Below are 19,767 nucleotides of genomic sequence, written 5' to 3' on the forward strand. Positions count from 1 at the left end.
ATGGCAGAGACAAATACTAAAGCGCTTGTTAATCAACAAAAAGTTGAGAAAAAACTTTCCAGTAGGTTAGCAACAAATAAATTCAATAAATGGGCATTTTTCACATGTACTTTAGTAGCCTTACTTTTTTTAGCTGCTTTAATTATAGATACACTCATTAAAGGCGCGGGGCATTTAACACCGTCGTTCTTCACCAATTTCTCATCTTCTACGCCTTCAATGGCCGGTGTGAAAGGTGGTTTAATCGGTACAATTTGGTTAATGATTACTATTATTCCAATTTCAATTATATTGGGTGTAGGTACAGCAATTTATTTAGAAGAATATGCTAAAGATAATGCATTAACAAGTTTTATTAAAGTTAGTATTTCAAACTTAGCTGGTGTACCTTCAGTTGTTTTTGGTTTACTTGGTCTCACTATTTTTGTAAGAGGTATGGGTATAGAAGCGCTTGCTTTAAGTAACTCTGTACTTGCTGCGGCTTTAACTATGTCGTTACTTATCTTACCAGTCATTATCGTTGCGAGCCAAGAAGCCATCAGATCGGTGCCAAGCTCGGTTAGAGAAGCTTCATATGGCTTAGGTGGAAATAAATGGCAAACAATACGTCGAGTTGTCTTACCAGCAGCTATTCCAGGTATACTAACAGGTTTCATTCTAGCATTATCACGTGCATTAGGCGAAACTGCACCACTCATACTAATCGGTATACCGACTGTATTATTAAGTTTACCTTCAAGTGTATTCGACCAATTTCAAGCATTACCTATGTCAATTTACAATTGGGCAAAACTACCTCAAGATGAATTCCAAAATGTTGCGTCTGCCGGTATCATTGTCTTGCTAGTCATTTTACTGCTAATGAACGCAATTGCGATATTCTTGAGAAACAAATACAGTAAAAAATATTAATGTTATTTCAAAATCAAATTTAATTAAACGGTTATTTTGGGGAGAAATTATAATTTTATAGTTTGAAAGTAACCGTAAAAGGAGTTTTAATTATGGCTAAAGATACAATTAAAGAAGAGAAAACAAAAATAGTGGAACATACGAATCAAAATTCAGTACCAATTGCATCGATTGATAGAGACACAGATAACAAAGAACATAAAATTCCTGATAGTGAGAAAAAAATTGTCTATTCTACAAAAAATCTAGATTTATGGTACGGCGATAATCATGCCTTAAAAAACATAAATCTTGATATCTTAGAAAATAATGTCACTGCTATTATAGGACCATCGGGTTGTGGTAAATCTACTTATATCAAAGCATTAAATAGAATGGTAGAACTTGTACCATCTGTTAAAACAGCAGGTAAAATCATTTACCGTGATCAAAATATTTTCAACGAAAAATATTCAGTTGAAAAATTAAGAACAAATGTCGGAATGGTGTTCCAACAACCCAACCCATTCCCAAAATCAATATATGATAATATCACATACGGACCTAAAATACATGGTATTAAAAACAAAAAGATTCTTGATGAAATTGTAGAAAAATCTTTACGTGGCGCTGCAATATGGGATGAATTAAAAGACCGCTTAGATACAAACGCGTATAGCTTATCAGGTGGCCAACAACAGCGTGTTTGTATTGCACGTACATTAGCAATTGAACCAGATGTTATTTTAATGGATGAACCAACATCTGCGCTAGATCCAATTTCAACATTAAAAGTAGAAGAGCTCGTACAAGAACTAAAAGAAAAATATTCAATCATTATCGTTACACATAATATGCAACAAGCTGCGCGTGTATCTGATAAAACAGCATTTTTCCTTAACGGTTATGTAAATGAATACGACGACACGGATAAAATCTTCTCTAATCCATCTGATAAACAAACAGAAGATTATATCTCTGGTCGTTTCGGTTAATATATGGTTATTAGAGAGAAATATGAAGGCCAATTAGACGCATTAATGAAAGATTTACGTCGACTTGGCCTTCACGTATATTATAATATTGAATATGGATTAAAATCGTTAAGTGAAGAGGATAGAAATTATGCACGGGAAACAATTGCGAACGATAAAGACATCAATGCCTTAGAAACAGAAATAAATGAAAAAGTAATTATGTTAATTACTAAACAACAGCCCATCGCTACTGATTTAAGGTTGATGATGGCTGCATTAAAAATCGCTTCTGATTTTGAAAGAATTGGTGATAATGCTGCTAATATTGCAGAAATTAGATTACGAGCCAAAATCACCGATGAATACGTGCTTACAAGATTAAACACAATGGGTAAACTTGCATTATTAATGTTAAAAGATTTAGATGATGCGGTAAAAAGAGACGATGTTACCTTGATTAAGGAAATTATTGAACGTGACGAAGATATTGATGATTTATATAAAAATATTGTTAATACTACTTATTTAATAGATAATGACCCTTTTGTTGCAGGACAAGCGCATCTAGCAGCCAGACATTTGGAACGCATCGGTGACCACATCAGTAATGTTGCAGAAAGTATTTTTTACTTTGTCACAGGTGAACGTTACGAATCATATGACTAATAAGCAAAAAGCACGATGTTGAAGATAAGCTACATCCAGTTGTAAAACAGGACTTGCTTATTTTATCGACATCGTGCTTTTTTAATAATATGTCTTTATTTATATTTATTAGTGTTGATGCTTGCCTGCTTCAATTTCATCAGTAAGTTGCTCCAACTCATCTACCAATTTACCTATATATGCAATTGTAGATTTTAATGGCTGATCAGTACGAATATCAATACCAGCCAATTGAGCCAATTCAGTAGGTGATTGACTGCCACCTGCTTGCAATGTTTTTAACCAATCATTCACAGCAGGCTGTCCTTCTTGTTGAATACGTTGTGACATAACTGTACCTATTGTTAAGCCAGCAGAATACGTATACGAATATAATCCCATATAATAATGTGGTTGTCTCATCCATGTAAGCTCTGAACCTTTAGTAAATTTAACACTTTCTCCAAAGAATTGAGTGTACACATCCAGCATAATTCGATTTAATACTGGCGCAGTTAGTGATTCACCATTATCAACTTTTTTATATACTTCGCGTTGATACGCTGCTTCCAGTAAATGCGTTACCATATTGTGATAATATGTTCTAGAAATGATAGAACCAATAACCCAACGCTTAAATTGAGCATCGCTACTATTTTCGAATAAATAATTCGCCATTAACATCTCATTCATTGTCGATGGTGCCTCTACAAAATACATGGATGGTTCTGATTCCAAATAATTTTGATGACTTTGTGCTAACGTAAAATGGCCAGCGTGTCCTAACTCATGTGCTAAAACAAATGTCTCAGTCATTTTACCAGTCCAAGAAATAAATATATATGAATGTGTAGCATATGGACTTGCACAATACGCTCCTGTATCTTTGCCTTTGTTTTGAGCAAAATCTATCCATCTATCTTGATAAGCTGTTTCAACCATATTCAAATAATTTTCACCTAATACATTTAATGCGCCATAAATATATTTTTTAGAATCTTCAATAGAGATATCTGGTTCGTAATTAGGATCTATAGATATCTTTAAATCTTCAAAATGCATGACTTCTAAGCCATGAACACGTTTAATCAATTTCGCATATTTTTGCATAATAGGCGCTAAATTGCTCATAATAACATCAATTTGACGGTCAAACATATCTCGAGTAATTTCTTGATCTTGTAACAGGTAATCAATTACAGAATCATAACCACGTAAATCTGCTTCAATTTTTTCTTGTTGTACTTGCATATTATATGTAGCAGCAGTTGTATGTTGATACTTATTTAATGCATCAGTAAATTTCTTGAAACTAATCCTTCTAAATGCTTCTTCTGGATGATCTTCATATTCATTTTCAAAGGTAGCATAATCTAAAGGGTATGTTTTACCGTTATATTCAAATGAATCAAAATCTATATCTAACATCTTCGTTATTCCATATAATTCAAAAGGGCGTTCAAACACTGATGATAAACTTGCTAATGTTTTTTCGACTTCAGGACTAAGTTGATACGGTTTACTTTCTTTTAATTTCTTTAAAAAATGTGGGTATTTAGATGTTGAAATAAAATGATTTAATACATCATCAGAAAGTTCCAATATTTCTGATTCAACAAATGATAACTCACTCGCAATTTTTCCATAAGTATTTGAAAATTTAGCACTTAATGTTTGTGCTTGCTCATTCGCCGTATCTACACTTAATCTCAATTCTGCATAATTTGCCATTTTATCTAATTGGACCAAGATATCAGAATATATAGCTAATGCCTTTTCAATAATAGTAGGATTATCTAATTGATGAACATAATTTTCATTAAATGTTTTAGCAGCTGCTGTGGTGTTATCTAAAGTTTGATAAAATGCTTCATCTGATGAAAATAAAGCTGAAATATCCCAAGTTGTTTCAGCTGGAACTTCATTTCTAAGTGGTAAAGTATCTGCCATCTAATCACTCCTAATCATGTATATTAATTTCATGTTTAATTATACATGAAATTACCTAGTAAGATACAATAGTGCATTTATAGACCAAATACGCGTAAGAAAATAGGTTGTCTAATTATATAAAGAATGTTAATTTGACGTGATTAAAACAATATTTTAATATGTTATTATACTACTCAAGATGTATATGATATATAATTTTATTTAGTATAATTGTTATAATGACTAATATGTCGATTTTTATAAGGAGCGCTATAAATGACTATTTTTGATTTACCTAATTTTTTATGGATTACAGTAGTGGCTGTTATAGTAGTTACATTATTCTGTACACTTGTTTTAAATAAATGGTTTGTACCTGCTATTTTAACATTTGTTATATTAGCTATTGCTGCATTCTTAATACCTAATTTTGAAAATATTACTTACGAACCTTTACTAGGTTTTGCTGCATTTATGGCGGTATTAAGTTTAATCATGAGCTTTTTAATTTGGTACTTTACGCGTGACTTCAGACGTAAACGTCGAGAAAAAAAGGCATTAAAAGAAATGAAAAAACGTGGTATCTCGCCTGAAGACGAAGCACATGAATTTAAAAGAAGAAAATAATTATTTAAATGTAACATAGAAAATTAACTCCATAATAATTGCGTCAACTAATATGGTTAAAAGTCCCTGACATATTTTGTCTCAGGGACTTTTTTTTATACTGCTATAAAATATGTAAAAACTTATTATTGACCCTAACGTTCCGTTAAGCATTATAGTCATTATATGAGGAGGTAAGATAAATGCAAATGACGGTTAAAGAAATAGCCAATTTAGTAGGTATTAGTGTGCGTACGTTACATTACTATGATGAAATTAATTTATTAAATCCAACAAAACTGTCCAAGTCAGGATACCGGCTATATTCAGAAACAGACCTAGATAAATTACAGCAAATTTTATTTTTTAGAGAACTCGACTTTTCTCTTAAAAAAATTAAATCAATCATTGATAGCCCGTCTTTCGACAGACAAGAAGCATTAAAGATGCACAAGCAATTACTTATTGAAAGAAAAAATCGTACCGATCAAATGATTCAAACAATCGATCAAACATTACGTCATATGAAAGGAGAAATAACAATGACCAATAAAGAAAAATTCGAAGGTTTTAATTTTGATAATTCACCTCAAAGCTATGATGAAGAAGCACGTAAAAAGTGGGGCGATAGCATGATTATAAAAGCTAACCAACCTATTAACTCATGGTCAGATAAAGAAAAAGATGTAAAAACAAAAGAAATGAATGATATCTTTTCAACTTTCGCCAATTTAAAAAGTCAGCCACCAGAATCTGTTGAAGTCCAGTCAAACGTACAAAAATGGTATGATTATTTAAATTCAAACTTAGATTTTAATTACACATTAGATATTTTTGAGTCCTTAGGTAATATGTATGTTGAAGATGAAAGATTCAAAGTAAATATTGATAAATTTGGAACAGGCACTGCTCAATTTATTAAAGATGCAATAGATGTTTATGTAAAAAACAAACAATAATGCTATGCCTTTATTAAATCAAAAAAATTACGATTTGATAAAGGCATATATTTTATGTAAAATTATCAACTATATTTTCAATGTCAATAATTAAAACTGTAGCGTTCGTATAGTGTTTAATAGATTAATACGTATTCCTACATATTTAAAATGCAATACAAATAACTATATACAATGAATACATAGTGACTTAATAATTGTAGTTATTAAAGTAGATAACGAATAATTTAATTTAAACTACGACTAGAGTATGAAATTGGTTATTCAAAAAGCTAACGGAAATAAATTAGAACAAAGGTAAATAGCATAATGATTATAAGATAGGTACCTTATATCAAAATATATAACTTCCTATAATATATATTATGTAAACTAAAATATTAATTTATATATGTATGCTGATTTATCTATTAATTTGTAAAACTATAAAGTTCATCGTATGATAAATCCTTAATTAATTTAACAAAAACTTAAGCTACAAATACAAAATTAACTTAAAACTGACAATCACATCTTAATGCATTCAGGTGAACATCACTATATGAATTCTACCTTTTTTTAACCATCCTCAATGTGTATTTACAGTAATTGCCAATAACATTAACATAAATGATTTTTTTCTTCAGTTGCAATCACGTTTACATAGATACACAAAAACAAATTTCAACGTTCAGAAATCAACTTCTCAGCGTTTCATATGAAATGTTTCTTTAAAAAGTAATTATAATTTCTATTAATTATAAGAGTATTGCTATTGCTATCAGATAATATTTATAACAATCCTTACTTAACTTATGGTTTAAAAATAAACATATATAATTATAGGTTTACATAACATAAATAACGTTAACTAAATGATTGTCTTATATAACAAAAAAATCAATAGTGTTGAGATAAAAAGTAAAATCTCCACACTATTGATCAAAAATTTTATTTTAATTATCTTTGTATAAATAATCTCTTGTCATTGGCAGTTCGTTATTGATGCCTTTTGTGATTAAAAATTGGTGCAAATCGGAAACACCACATGTGAAATTTGCTGCACATGCATTCAAATACAAACGCCACATTCTTATAAACCTCTCATCAAATTGTTCTCGTACTTTATCTATATTTGCTTCAAAATTTTCTGCCCAGTTGCGTAAAGTTAACGTGTAATGCCTTCTTAAACTTTCTACATCTACAATTTTTAAGTTATTTTGTGACATGTTATCAACTAACTCTCTTATAGAAGGAATTGCACCTCCAGGAAAAATATATTTAGTGAGAAAGTCGTTACCTTCTACTTCTACAAGTCCAGTAATACAATGCAATAAAGCCACACCGCCATCGTTCAATAGCTTATGTGTATTTTCCATGAACATAGGAATATGATCATGGCCAACATGTTCTAACATGCCTACGCTTACAATGCAATCAAACGTTCTCTTTTCATTAATAAGTTCTCTATAATCCATTAACTTAACATCCACTTGACCGATCAAACCTTCAGCTTTAATGCGCTCTTTTGTTTTAATATATTGTTCTTCACTTAATGTAATGCCTAACGTTTGGACATTATATTGTTTTGCAGCTTCAATAATAAGATGTCCCCATCCAGATCCAATATCTAATAAATTTTGTCCAGATTGTAAATTAAGCTTTTTTAATATATGGTTAATCTTGTTAACTTGAGCTGTATATAACGAATCTTCTTTCGTTTTAAAATATGCACAAGAATAATTCATTGTTTCATCTAACCATAAGCGATAAAAATCGTTGCCTAAATCATAATGAAATGAAGCATTTTCTTTCGCAGTTTTTTTATTGTTTTTATATTTTTTACGAGAGTGCACATATTTTTGCTTAGGTTTATTAATAAAACTTTTTTGTTGTGAAAAGATGGACTCCATAATAAATTCTAAATCACCACTGACTTCAATATACTTATCCATATAGCCTTCTGCTAATGCAATCATCGGATTTGCTTTTAACAATTTTTTATTTAATGGCTTATTGAAAGTTAAATGAAATTTAGCAATTCCATCGTTATAATGTACGGTTGAACCATCCCAAAATGTTACACTAAACGGCTCAGTCGCCAAATTTTTTAATAGTTTTTTATAAATTGATTTTTGAATCGAAATTCCCACTGATCATACACTCCTAAAACGAATACTTAATTTTAAAACCATACATATTATAGATTGAACCTAAATATTTATTAAATCAAACAAAACAGGTTACTTTGTTATTCAATTTTGTTAACATAATAATATTATTATTTACTAAAGTGTTGAATACTTTCATTTTGAGTAAATATTATTGAGATTGGAGTGAAAAACATGCAACAAAAATCAGGTATTAAATGGTCCAGTTTATTAATAGGTGTCTTTTTTTTGATTATAGGCGTTTTTATCATTAGTTTTCCTGAAGAAAATTTATTTGCCATTACTTGGTTAATAGGTATTTTATTTATAATTAATGGCTTTATTGAAATTTTTGTAAGACGTATTATGAAACAAGCCACGCATAATGGTTCAAATTTATTGATTATCTTAGGTATTATCAACATTATTATTGGTATACTTATACTATTTAATGTAGTAACAAGTACAACATTTATTGTTTATTTATTTGCTATATGGTTTATTATTAATGCACTTTTGAATATGTTTACGATTACGCCAGCAGAAGGAGCAAACAAACGATTTCATATAGTATCTATTATATTAAACATTATAGAAATTATATTTGGTATCATTTTATTGTTTAATCCATTGATAGCTGCCGTTGTTATCGCTGTATTTATGAGCGCAGTTTTCTTTATTATTGGAATAACTTATCTCATAGATGCTTTACGTTAATTATTTTAAAAAAGTATTTCTAATATATTAGAAATACTTTTTTAACCTAAAATTTTTGAATAATATTATTTATTAATTTACTATTCTGTTTATATAATAAAATGATATTGCACTTCTGATTAGTGAGATATATACTAAAAATGTGGAAAACAACCAGAGTTGACATCGCATGATAATCCACACAAAGGGAGTGGGACGAAATCTTTTTAATAAAATTAGATTTCGTCCTACATGAAATGAGGCTGCAGGAATCCATCATGTCTCAGCCTCTTTTGAACATAAGAAAGCATACTGGCTTAGGGCTTATATACCAGTATGCTTTCTTTTTATTTTTTAATTTTTTTTCTAATATTGTTAAGCGTATTGAATAACTTATACTTCGTTTTTTTGATTGGTTTATAAAAATCACCAATTAATTCTTCAATTTGTACGCCGAAACCTCGTTTAAATCGATATACACCATAATCTTCACTATTTTCAGTGAAGTCACCAGATAAGCCATAGAAATTATAACGGCCATATCCATGATCAAAACAATAGTTAATCATAAACCAATGCATCATATAAGGTCCCATATATTGATTGTATTTTTCAGATGACCCACCTGAGAAATAATTCACTTCATACGCATTAGCAAAATATACGCCTGCTGCAAGGTTTAAGATTGAGCCATCTGTCTGTCTTAATTCACTCGCATGTAATAATTCTTTTTTATCATGTTCAATTTGTTTATCGATTTCAGCAATTTTTTTCAATTGCTTATCAGATTTATTTTCATTTTGCATCATTTGATCTCTACGCGCTTCTTTTTCATTTATACTTTCTTGCGTATTCGTAATATATTCGTCTAGATCAATATAAGCTAGAGGAATTAAAGCTTTATCACCATAATTATCGATAAAATTATAGAAATATTCATCAGTTTTTGATACAAAACCAGCTCGTTTTTCAGTTTCACGATAAAGTGATAAAAAGATGTCAAATTCATCTCTTTCTAAAAATCTTACCTTCACACCAAAATTAATTGCTTTATTAATATTTCGTTTTCTTTGGCTATCAAATTGTTTTTTTAATGATGTTGGTGATTTACCATCTAAATTAAGTACACCCATCCATCTAACTTGACTTGATGTATCATATTCTGTTGTAAAACCATGATGTGTATATCCATGTGATTTAAATAAATTAACAAGCGCATCATTTTCTTGATAATCAGGCATTGGATTAATATCTTTATCATAAATTTGGTATATCCAATAAGGATCCATTTTCACATATAAACAATTTTGTTTTTGAAGGTAAGTATCTAACTCACGTAAATAGAAATCAACTAAACCTAAATCATTATAATCCATGACTGGACCTCGGTTTGAATAATATACATAGCTACCCATAGTTGGGATTTTAGAGAAAAGACTAGCTGCGATAACTTGATTATCATCATCTTTTAAGCCTAATAAAACAACTTGAAAACCATCTTCTTCTCTAGTAGCTATATTTTCCTTTACTTGAAAGTAATGACTCTCTAATGCTGGATTTTGTACAAAATTGTCATATTCTTTGACAGTTAACTCTGTAAATTTCATTATAGCTAGTTCCTTTCTAAATATAATACGTGTTACTTTTTATCTTTTAATCTCTTTAACATTGTATAAACTTTGTACCTTGGTTTATTTATTGGTTTTATAAAATCACCAACATATTCAACTACATTAGCGTTAAAGCCTTTTTTAAATTTAACAACACCTGCATCTTCTGCATCTTCTGAAAAATCACCACTTATGCCATAGAAGTTATATCTATCAATATTATTATCGATTGCATAATTTATCATTTTCCATTGTATTGCATAACTTCCCGCAAAATGTCTAAATTCGTTAGATGTTCCTCCAGCGTAATACACTACTTCGTACGGATTAACAATAAAGAATGCTGCTGAAATCGGTAATTCATTACCGTGTTGTTCTTGTAATGACTTAGCTTCATCAATTTTTTGTTGATTTGCAATAAGTTGTTTTTCTAAATTTTCTTTTTTATTATATGCTTTTTTATTTTCAGGACGTTTTTCTATATCTTTAAGCGCTTTGTTGATATCTTTACTTAACACTTCACGCTCTGACTTCAGTTCATCGATATATGCTTCAAAATCCATATAAGCTAATGGCACCAATACACGATTCTTATAATACTTTAATCTATTGTAATAGAAACTGTCTTCTCTATCATCGAAATCTTTAGTTTCTGAAGTATCTTCCATAAACGAACGGAAAATAGGTAATTCATCTTCGCCTAGGAATCTGACCTTCACGCCATTTTTTTGAACTTTTTTCGTATTACGTTTACGTAAACTATCCATATCATTTAGTACATCTTTTGCTGTTTTATCTTTTAAATCTAATACGGAATGGAACCTTATTTGAATAATTGGATCAAAGCCAGTTAAAAATCCTTGATGTTTATAACCAAGTTGTTTCATTTTATCGAAGATCCAATCATGACCTGCATTTTCTAATACATCTCCATCGTGATTTCGATATTGGTATGCTAAGTATGGATCTACTCTTAAATATAATGCATTATGTTTTTTTACATATTTAGCTAATTCATTGAAAAAATAATGGACGAGTTCTTTATTTTCAAAATCAATTACTGGTCCACGATTTGTATAAAAATATTTAAATATTTTCATAACTGGTACAGCCGTTAATAAACATGCTGCTATAACTTCATTTTCATTATTTTTAACGCCTACTAAATGTGTTTCTGTGCCTTCTGCAATTTTTAATTCATAATTCCCTACCATCTGTGTGAAATGACTGTTGGGCATATGATCAACAAATGCACCAAACTCTTTTGCAGTTAAATTCGTAAATTTCATTTTATATACTCCTATTTGTCTATAGTACTTTATTTCGAGTTTAAACTTTAATCTTAATTATTATACAATATTCAATTATAAAACTAAATCGATACCCTAGTTAGAATTACTAAATGCTACAATTTACTTATTATTTATGTATTGTTTTATTATAGCATTACTTTTATTCTAACAAAGAATAACTATTTAAACACAAATCTTAATTTATTTATGTAAATATAAAAACTACTAACAAGTTTTTAACTTGTTAGTAGTTCGTGTTACCCAATATAACTTATTTTTAAAATCCCACCTATTTCAAAGCATCTTTTAATGCTTCACCGATTGCTACACTTGATTGAGGATTTTGACCAGTGATGAATTGACTATCTGTTTCAACATGTTCGGTAAAGTTATCTTTGGTAACGAATTTAGCGCCCTGTTGCTCTAATTCTGTTTGTGTTAAGAATGGTACTTTATTTTCTAGTCCCATCGTACGCTCTTCATCATCTGTAAATGATGTTAAAGTAACACCTTCTACGAGATATTTACCATTTTTATCTTTTGCACCGACAAATGCACTTGGTCCATGACATACAGAACTTATAAACTTGCCTTCATCTTTAAAATCAGCCAAGATAGTAGCTAATTTTTGATTGTGAGCAAAATCAAATACTGTACCGTGACCACCTGGTAGATAAACTGCATCATAATCTGAAACATTAATGTTATCTATACTTGGCACATCACTTATTTTTTCTACAAATTGTGCATATTTCGTTAATTCGTCATTTTGAGTTGAATTTGGATCTAAAGGAATTTCTCCACCTTCAATTGAAACGATATCTACGTCGATACCTGATTCTGTTAAAATATGATAAGGTTCACTTGCTTCTTCCAACCATAATCCAGTTGGTGTGCCATCTTCATATTGTGCTCTACTTGTTATAATGAATAAAACTTTTTTATTCACGGTTGTCACCTCTTCATTTATTTAGGTTATTATCTACTTGAAATTACATCGAATTCATTTCGATGTTTCAATTTTGACTATCTATTTCAAATAATACCCACCTAAAATAAACATTACACATTATTCATTAATTTGTACATCATCTAGGGTTGTTCTAATCGAATTTAGATACGCGATTGTCTGTTCTTTTTGATCATGTTCAAACCGTTTAACAATTTCACTACCGATGACTACGCCATCAGCAACTTCGCTAATGTCATTAACATGTGCTTTAGTACGAATACCAAAACCAGCCACTACAGGTACATGCGCTTTGTTTTTAATTTTTTCAATTTTTCGTTTTAGTTCTGGGTGAAATTTTCCATTTTCTCCAGTTGTTGCATTCATTGTAACTGTATAGATAAACCCTTCCGCATTTTCAGCAATTTGATTGATACGTTCATCAGATGTTGTCATAGCAATTAATGAAATAATATTAACTTTACGATGAGGATGTCTATCTTTTAATTGTTGGACAAGTTCATGTGGCAAATCAGGTATAATTAATCCATATACGCCAGCTTTCTCACATGCATCAAAAAATGCATCTTCTCCATAATGATTAATAATATTGATATATGTCATGAGTACATATTGACTGTTTATAGAATCACGATGTGTAGTCAGTTCATCAAAAATGTATGCGATATTCACGCCTTGTTGTATTGCTTTATTTCCAGCTTCCATAATCACTGGACCATCAGCTACTGGATCTGAAAATGGAACGCCTACTTCAATAATATCCGCGCCTGATTCACTTAATATTTTCATATTTTCAATAAAATTTTTGTTTCCCATGATATAGGGAATAAATAATTTATGCATTACTTTCGCCACCTTGTCTCATGTAGTTTCTAATCGTTTCCATATCTTTATCACCGCGCCCTGACACAGTTACGACAATGATTTGATCTTTATCCATAGATGGTGCTAGCTCTTCAACAAAACTTAATGCATGCGCACTTTCTATCGCAGGTATAATACCTTCTGCCTGAGTGAATTTCACCAATGCATCCATAGCTTGTCTATCACTAGCAGTTGCATATTTAACTCTACCAATATCATGATAATATGAATGCTCAGGTCCTACACCCGGATAATCTAACCCAGCTGAGATTGAATGTGCTAATTCTATCTGTCCGTTTTCATCTTGTATTAAATACATTTTTGTACCATGTAAAATACCTTCATGCCCTTTATTTATTGCGAGTGCATGTTTATCACTGTCAATGCCCTCTCCTGCTGCTTCAACACCATATAGTGCAACATCATCTTGAATAAATGGATAAAATGTACCAATAGCATTTGATCCTCCACCTACGCATGCAACTATCGCATCTGGTAAACACGCTTCTTTCTCTTTGATTTGATCTTTAATTTCAGTACCTATAACTTTTTGGAAATCTCTCACTATAGTCGGGAATGGATCTGGTCCTAAAGCAGACCCTAATAAATAATGTGTATCGTCTACATGACTTACCCAATATTGTAACGCCTTATTTACTGCATCAGATAACGTACCCTGTCCTTCAGTCACAGGTTCAACCTTTGCACCAAGTAATTCCATTCTAAATACATTTAACTCTTGTCGTTTGATATCTTCTTCACCCATAAACACTACGAGCTCCATATCAAATAATGCTGCTGCTGTCGCGCTAGCAACTCCATGTTGTCCTGCGCCTGTTTCTGCAACCAGCTTATTTTTACCCATTCTTTTAGCTAAAAGCGCTTGACCCAGCGCATTATTAATTTTGTGGGCTCCAGTATGATTTAAATCTTCTCTTTTTAAATATATTTTTGCCCCGCCTAGCGCTTCTGTATATGATGCCGCATATGTTAATGGTGTCTCTCTTCCTACATAATCTTTTAAATAATTATTCAGTTCATTTTGAAACTTAGGATCTATTTTAGCTTTTTCATAAGCTTGTTTAAGTTCTTGAATTGCTGGCATTAATGTTTCTGGGACATATTGACCACCAAAATTGCCGAAAAATCCAAATTCATCTGCTTCTGTTTGTATGTTTTTAACCATATTTAATTAACTCCTTTTACAAGTTCTATGATTGCTTGCATTTTTTCGCTATCTTTCACACCATTTGTTTCGATACCACTTGCAATATCATAACCATTGTGGTTTAAACTAAGTTTACTTACACTTTGAATATTTTTATAATCCATACCGCCAGCTATTAAAAAATCCACATCTGCTATATCTTTTAATATTTCCCAATCATAGGATTGGCCAGTACCACCATAAGAAATTGATGGTGTATCAATAATAAATCGATCTACAAAACCTTTATAATATTGAATGTACTTCGCTAATGTATTAGCGTTTTTTGCAGGTAATGCTTTAATAATTTTTATATTGTCTTTTTTTTGACGTATAAAATGAATGGTCTCTAAATTTTCCGATCCGTGTAATTGGATAGTAGTTATATTTGTATTATCTATGAGATTACTGAGCGTTTGATAATCTGGATTTACTACAATTACTACTTTATCTTTATCTTCTGGTATTATGTTAGCAAATGCTTCTATCTTATCGATATCCACATAACGTTTGCTTTTGGGGTAATGAATAAAACCAATTGCATCAATATCTAAATCTTTTGCTTTATATACATCTTCAATTGTTTTAAAACCACAAAATTTCAATTTCATACCTTCACCTTATCTAACTTTAGACTTGGTAAAAATTGACTTAAATCATCACATTTCATTAACGATTCACCGATAAGCAAACCATCAATACCTGCTTTTATAATACTTGCAACATCCTGTTTGTTGCGAATACCACTTTCAGAAATATAATAATAACCTGCTTTTTTATTTTCTAATATTTCATTTGTATGCAAAACATCTGTTACAAATCGTTTTAAATCTCTATTGTTCACACCAATAATTTTAGGATCTAACTTGTAAGCACGTTTCAACTCTTCTTTATCATGTACTTCTACTAATACTTCTAAATTTTTTGATATCGCATAATCATATAAGTCTTTCAACTGTTGATCAGTCAATACATTTACAATAAGTAAGATAATAGACGCTCCTGCCTTTTTAGCAACATCAATTTGAATAGGATCAATTACAAAATCTTTACACAATACTGGTAAATCAGTTACTTGTGTCAAAGTTTGTAATCGTTCGTAACTTCCTCCAAAATAATGTTCATCTGTTAAGATTGAAACTGCGTTTGCACCATACGTTTCATACGCCTTAACCTGTTGTTTCAAATCTCTACCTGGAAGTTCAGATAATGTCGGACTTTTCGATTTAATTTCAGCGATAACCGATAATTGATCAGCTTGTGCTAACTGTGACTCAAACGTTTGTTTATGCGTAATGTCTACCTCATCAAGGTCTGATAATTTTTTTGTATAATAGCCATCCTTCAATAATTCCTTTTTATAAGCTACGATTTCATCCAATATAGTCATACGTTTTGCCTCCCATTTTGTTATATTGTTTGAGTGCATCTCCATTTTCAATTAATATTTTTGCTTTATAAACACCTTCTTGAATAGTGGCTGTTTTTTCAGCAACATATAAGGCAATGCCTGCATTCAATAACACCACATCTCTTTTAGCGCTTTGATCTTTACCATTTAATATTTGTTTTGTAATTTCTAAATTTTCCTGAGGTGTGCCACCTTTTAAATCCGTATTTGGTGCATAATCTAATCCTAATTCTGTTGCATTTATAGAATAAGATTTAATGTGTTTGTCTTCCGTCACTTCATATAGTGTGTTATTTCCAGATAAAGTAGCCTCGTCCATACCATTTGCACCATGTAAGACAATAGCTCTTTTTCTACCTAAATCTGCTAACGTTTGCGCAATTTTATTTAATTGGGACGGTTCATAGACACCCATAACTTGATAATCTAATTTGAATGGATTAATTAATGGTCCAGTAACATTAAAAATAGTTGGATTACTAATGGCTTTTCTTAACGGTTGAATATGCTTCATAATTGGATATGTTTCAGTTGCATTTAAAAAAACAAGCCCCTGTGTTTTTAAATGTGTTGATGTTTCCTCAACACTTCGTGTTGGAATACACATTGCATTTAATAAATCGGTACTCCCTGATGCTGATGTAACGCTTCTATTACCATGTTTAATAACTGGTACACCTGCACTTGCCAATACAAAAGAAACTGTTGTTGAAATATTAAAACTATTAGATTTATCTCCACCAGTACCACAAACACACATGCTATTAGGAAAAGTTGGTTGTGTAGGATACATAGACCCTATTAAGCTTTTTGAAATATATGTTAATTCCGCTTGACTAGGTTCTCTTTCCGAAAAGGCTTCTAACAGTTCTCGTTTTGTATCATCTTCTAGTTGATCTGTGATTAATAATTCTATAAATTCGTTCATTTGTGTTTGATTAAGTGGCTTATACTGTTTTATATGATTTTGTAGACTCATTATAATTGACCTCCTCTACTATATTTAAAAAGTTATTGATGATTGCTTCACCGTATTCAGTAGCAAAAGATTCTGGGTGATATTGTATGCCAAAATGTAAATCATTAATATGCTCAAATGATTGAATACTATCTTTTGTTTGAGCAGTTATTTTTAATGTATCTGGCAACGTTTTTGGGTCACTAATTAAAGAATGATAGCGCATTATTTCAGAATATTCTGTAATATTTCGGTATAGTTTGGATTCATTTACAATCTGCATCGTATCTTTTTTACCGTGACATATTTTTTCACCTTGGATAACATCACCACCGTGGTAACATGTCAATGCTTGTGAGCCCAGACATACACCTAATATTGGTTTATGTTTATAATGTTCAATAATATTGAGTAAATAGCTAGTATCTAACGGATGTCCAGGTCCTGGCGATATAATCAAACCATCTATTTTTAAATCAAATATTTCAGGATCATCTGGATACTTAATAATTACATCAGAAGTCTTTCCTACAATATTGACTAAGTTATACGTAAAAGAATCGTAATTGTCCACTACTAAAATCATGGTGAAACCTCCAATAAACTTTTGGCTTTTAATTTTGTTTCTTCTAATTCTTTTTCAGGTATTGAATCATAAACGACACCACATCCTGCTTCTACATTGATGTATGTATCATCAATCATCATTGTACGAATCGCTAAGGCAAAATCTAGGTCATGATTACAGTTGATATATCCTATCCCTCCACTGTATACACCTCGTTTTTGAGGTTGGGCTTCATAAATTCTTTGTATTGCTCTTAATTTAGGTGCTCCTGACACGGTACCTGTAGGTAATAAACTTGCAATTACAGTCATTGGTGAATAATTTGATTTCAGTTTTCCCGTTACCTCACTAACAATATGCATAATATGTTCATAACGCTCAATTGACATTAACTTTTCAATTTTAGAACTAGCAATTTCACTCACTCTATGAATATCATTTCTACCTAAATCAACAAGCATACTATGTTCACTTATCTCTTTTTCATCATTGATTAGCTGTTGTTCATTTTCAAGATCTTCCTTGTCAGTCGCGCCTCGTTTAATTGTTCCAGCTATAGGATTTGTGACTACAGTTTGCCCTTTCACTTTGACAAAACTTTCAGGTGAACTACCTACAATAATCGGTTCATCAAAATTCAAATAATACATGTAAGGACTTGGGTTTTGTCTCTTTAAATTCTGATAAAGCTGATACGATAATTGTTGTAAATTCATTCCAAAATCATGTTTATACTTATATATAATTGAGGGTACAACTTGAAACATGTCTCCTTGTTGTATCAATGATTTCATTTCACTTACAGTTTTTTTAAATTGATCTGGTGTAATGTTCGATTCAATTGCTTTGTCTTTTATGTCATTTTTTATAGGCGAAGGATATATACTTATATTTTGCAACTCATCAACATGTCGTTTGACACGTAATGCTAATTGCTCTTCATTTTCATTTGAAAACAAGTTTGTGGATATAACATAGAGATGCTCTTTGTAATGGTCAAACACGTATACATCTTCTACCATGTGAAATTTAGCATCGTGTTGTTTATGGTCAGCTAAGTCGATTTGCTTTAATACAGGAAATTCATGTCTTACCAAATCAAAACTGCATGATCCAACAAATCCTGAGATAAATGGTAATTGTGCTAAATCTTCGTCTTCTATTTCTACTTTATATTGATCTATAAAAGCTTTCAGTTTTTCATATGGTGCTTCGTTTTCTATCTCTGTCTGCTTATCATTATATTGAATGACCAAATTTTCATTATCTAAAGTCACTGAGCCGTATACATCAAATATTACAATTGAATAACGCCCTTTCACTTTAGATTGTTCTGTACTTTCCAATACTATTTTTTGTTTTTTCAATCTTGCCAATGCTTCTGGTGTTACTTCAGCGTTTATCTTTTGATATTGCACCTTCATTTTTACTCCTCCTTATAAAAAAAATCAGCATCCTTAAATATTGATTAAGGACGCTGATGCGCGGTACCACCTAAATTAGTAGATCATATCAGTCTCATCTACTCACTCATTTAACTATACGATTTTAACCCAACAAAACCCAATTTCAGTATGTGTAGGTGTTAGTTTTCATCTACCACTAACTTTCTGCTTGCTACCATTCACAACTTACTACATTTTGTTTTTTTATATAAAAAAACACCACACTAACGCATGCTGTAAGGACGCGTTACCGTGGTGCCACCTTAGTTAACAATTTCATTGTTCACTTTAAAAATTATTATATTATGCTTACGTTTAAAAGCCCAATTCACAATATATGTTGTGCTAATTTCCATCTACCATTAGCTTTCTACTTGCTACAAATCATATACGTTACTTTACCTTTCAAACGGCAACTGTCGTTGCAAAATGAATTAATTAGTATAATACAATCTTCATTCTTTTTTGTCAACTTTTATTTTTAAATTTTTCTACTTACTTAAAGTAATCTGGTGACATAGTTTTTAATTATATTGAAATTGTTTAAGCTAATGACCTTATAAATGCGTTCTGCTTTTGAAATAGAAAATAAAACATGTATTGCGAA

General features: G+C 30.8%; 18 protein-coding genes. 6 read left to right on the forward strand and 12 right to left on the reverse strand.

Features of this window, described 5'->3' with window-relative positions:
- From pstA to phoU, 3 genes are all read left to right on the forward strand, one after another.
- The gene (gene pstA, locus NST87_RS07235) at positions 1 to 912 is read left to right on the forward strand and encodes a phosphate ABC transporter permease PstA (RefSeq protein WP_019468772.1); all 912 of its coding nucleotides are present in this window, start codon (positions 1 to 3) and stop codon (positions 910 to 912) included.
- 92 nt (positions 913 to 1,004) lie between these two features.
- The gene (gene pstB, locus NST87_RS07240) at positions 1,005 to 1,886 is read left to right on the forward strand and encodes a phosphate ABC transporter ATP-binding protein PstB (RefSeq protein WP_040029855.1); all 882 of its coding nucleotides are present in this window, start codon (positions 1,005 to 1,007) and stop codon (positions 1,884 to 1,886) included.
- 3 nt (positions 1,887 to 1,889) lie between these two features.
- Complete coding sequence (gene phoU / locus NST87_RS07245) at positions 1,890 to 2,534, forward strand: phosphate signaling complex protein PhoU (RefSeq protein ID WP_019468770.1); 645 nt, start codon at positions 1,890 to 1,892, stop codon at positions 2,532 to 2,534.
- A gap of 108 nt (positions 2,535 to 2,642) precedes the next feature.
- Here the strand turns inward: phoU and pepF are convergent, their stop codons facing one another.
- Positions 2,643 to 4,463 carry an oligoendopeptidase F gene (gene pepF / locus NST87_RS07250; RefSeq protein WP_040029854.1) on the reverse strand — a complete coding sequence of 607 codons (1,821 nt, stop codon included), beginning with the start codon at positions 4,461 to 4,463 and terminating at the stop codon, positions 2,643 to 2,645.
- Between the two features lie 258 nt (positions 4,464 to 4,721).
- Here pepF and NST87_RS07255 point away from each other — a divergent pair, with 258 nt between their 5' ends.
- Both NST87_RS07255 and NST87_RS07260 read left to right on the forward strand, forming a co-directional pair.
- Entirely contained in the window at positions 4,722 to 5,072 is a 351-nt protein-coding gene (locus tag NST87_RS07255) for a hypothetical protein (protein ID WP_340721491.1), read from the forward strand.
- A gap of 182 nt (positions 5,073 to 5,254) precedes the next feature.
- A complete protein-coding gene (locus tag NST87_RS07260) occupies positions 5,255 to 6,010 on the forward strand; it encodes a MerR family transcriptional regulator (RefSeq protein ID WP_019468767.1) in 756 nt (251 codons plus the stop codon).
- Positions 6,011 to 6,945: 935 nt separating this feature from the next.
- Here the strand turns inward: NST87_RS07260 and NST87_RS07265 are convergent.
- The gene (locus NST87_RS07265; protein ID WP_281200131.1) at positions 6,946 to 8,142 is read right to left on the reverse strand and encodes an SAM-dependent methyltransferase; all 1,197 of its coding nucleotides are present in this window, start codon (positions 8,140 to 8,142) and stop codon (positions 6,946 to 6,948) included.
- A gap of 192 nt (positions 8,143 to 8,334) precedes the next feature.
- On the opposite strand from NST87_RS07265, the gene NST87_RS07270 reads away from it, so the two are divergent.
- Entirely contained in the window at positions 8,335 to 8,856 is a 522-nt protein-coding gene (locus NST87_RS07270) for a DUF308 domain-containing protein (protein WP_019468764.1), read from the forward strand.
- Between the two features lie 326 nt (positions 8,857 to 9,182).
- Here NST87_RS07270 and NST87_RS07275 read toward each other — a convergent pair whose 3' ends face one another.
- The 10 genes from NST87_RS07275 to NST87_RS07320 form a co-directional block, all read right to left on the reverse strand.
- Positions 9,183 to 10,442 (reverse strand): aminoacyltransferase, encoded by a 1,260-nt coding sequence (locus NST87_RS07275; protein WP_019468763.1) that lies wholly within the window; start codon positions 10,440 to 10,442, stop codon positions 9,183 to 9,185.
- A gap of 32 nt (positions 10,443 to 10,474) precedes the next feature.
- Entirely contained in the window at positions 10,475 to 11,734 is a 1,260-nt protein-coding gene (locus NST87_RS07280) for an aminoacyltransferase (protein ID WP_340721494.1), read from the reverse strand.
- Between the two features lie 292 nt (positions 11,735 to 12,026).
- Positions 12,027 to 12,686: a type 1 glutamine amidotransferase domain-containing protein gene (locus NST87_RS07285; protein WP_019468761.1), complete on the reverse strand. Its 660-nt coding sequence runs from the start codon at positions 12,684 to 12,686 to the stop codon at positions 12,027 to 12,029.
- 120 nt (positions 12,687 to 12,806) lie between these two features.
- The gene (gene trpA / locus NST87_RS07290; RefSeq protein ID WP_019468760.1) at positions 12,807 to 13,550 is read right to left on the reverse strand and encodes a tryptophan synthase subunit alpha; all 744 of its coding nucleotides are present in this window, start codon (positions 13,548 to 13,550) and stop codon (positions 12,807 to 12,809) included.
- Positions 13,543 to 14,757: a tryptophan synthase subunit beta gene (gene trpB, locus NST87_RS07295; RefSeq protein ID WP_071560435.1), complete on the reverse strand. Its 1,215-nt coding sequence runs from the start codon at positions 14,755 to 14,757 to the stop codon at positions 13,543 to 13,545. The genes trpA and trpB overlap by 8 nt, the downstream gene beginning before the upstream one ends.
- Before the next feature lie 2 nt (positions 14,758 to 14,759).
- On the reverse strand, positions 14,760 to 15,389 hold the full coding sequence (locus tag NST87_RS07300) for a phosphoribosylanthranilate isomerase (RefSeq protein ID WP_019468758.1): 630 nt from the start codon (positions 15,387 to 15,389) through the stop codon (positions 14,760 to 14,762).
- Positions 15,386 to 16,168, reverse strand: coding sequence for an indole-3-glycerol phosphate synthase TrpC (gene trpC / locus NST87_RS07305; RefSeq protein WP_340721497.1), 783 nt, complete (start codon positions 16,166 to 16,168; stop codon positions 15,386 to 15,388). Before trpC ends, NST87_RS07300 begins: the two co-directional genes overlap by 4 nt.
- The gene (gene trpD / locus NST87_RS07310; protein ID WP_071560437.1) at positions 16,152 to 17,168 is read right to left on the reverse strand and encodes an anthranilate phosphoribosyltransferase; all 1,017 of its coding nucleotides are present in this window, start codon (positions 17,166 to 17,168) and stop codon (positions 16,152 to 16,154) included. The genes trpC and trpD overlap by 17 nt, the downstream gene beginning before the upstream one ends.
- Positions 17,137 to 17,733, reverse strand: coding sequence for an anthranilate synthase component II (locus tag NST87_RS07315; RefSeq protein ID WP_040029849.1), 597 nt, complete (start codon positions 17,731 to 17,733; stop codon positions 17,137 to 17,139). The genes trpD and NST87_RS07315 overlap by 32 nt, the downstream gene beginning before the upstream one ends.
- Complete coding sequence (locus NST87_RS07320; protein ID WP_071562227.1) at positions 17,730 to 19,139, reverse strand: anthranilate synthase component I; 1,410 nt, start codon at positions 19,137 to 19,139, stop codon at positions 17,730 to 17,732. Before NST87_RS07320 ends, NST87_RS07315 begins: the two co-directional genes overlap by 4 nt.
- Between the last annotated feature and the right edge of the window lie 628 nt (positions 19,140 to 19,767).

This window comes from Staphylococcus sp. FSL W8-0271, assembly GCF_038006605.1.
Taxonomy (GTDB): Bacteria; Bacillota; Bacilli; order Staphylococcales; family Staphylococcaceae; genus Staphylococcus; species Staphylococcus cohnii.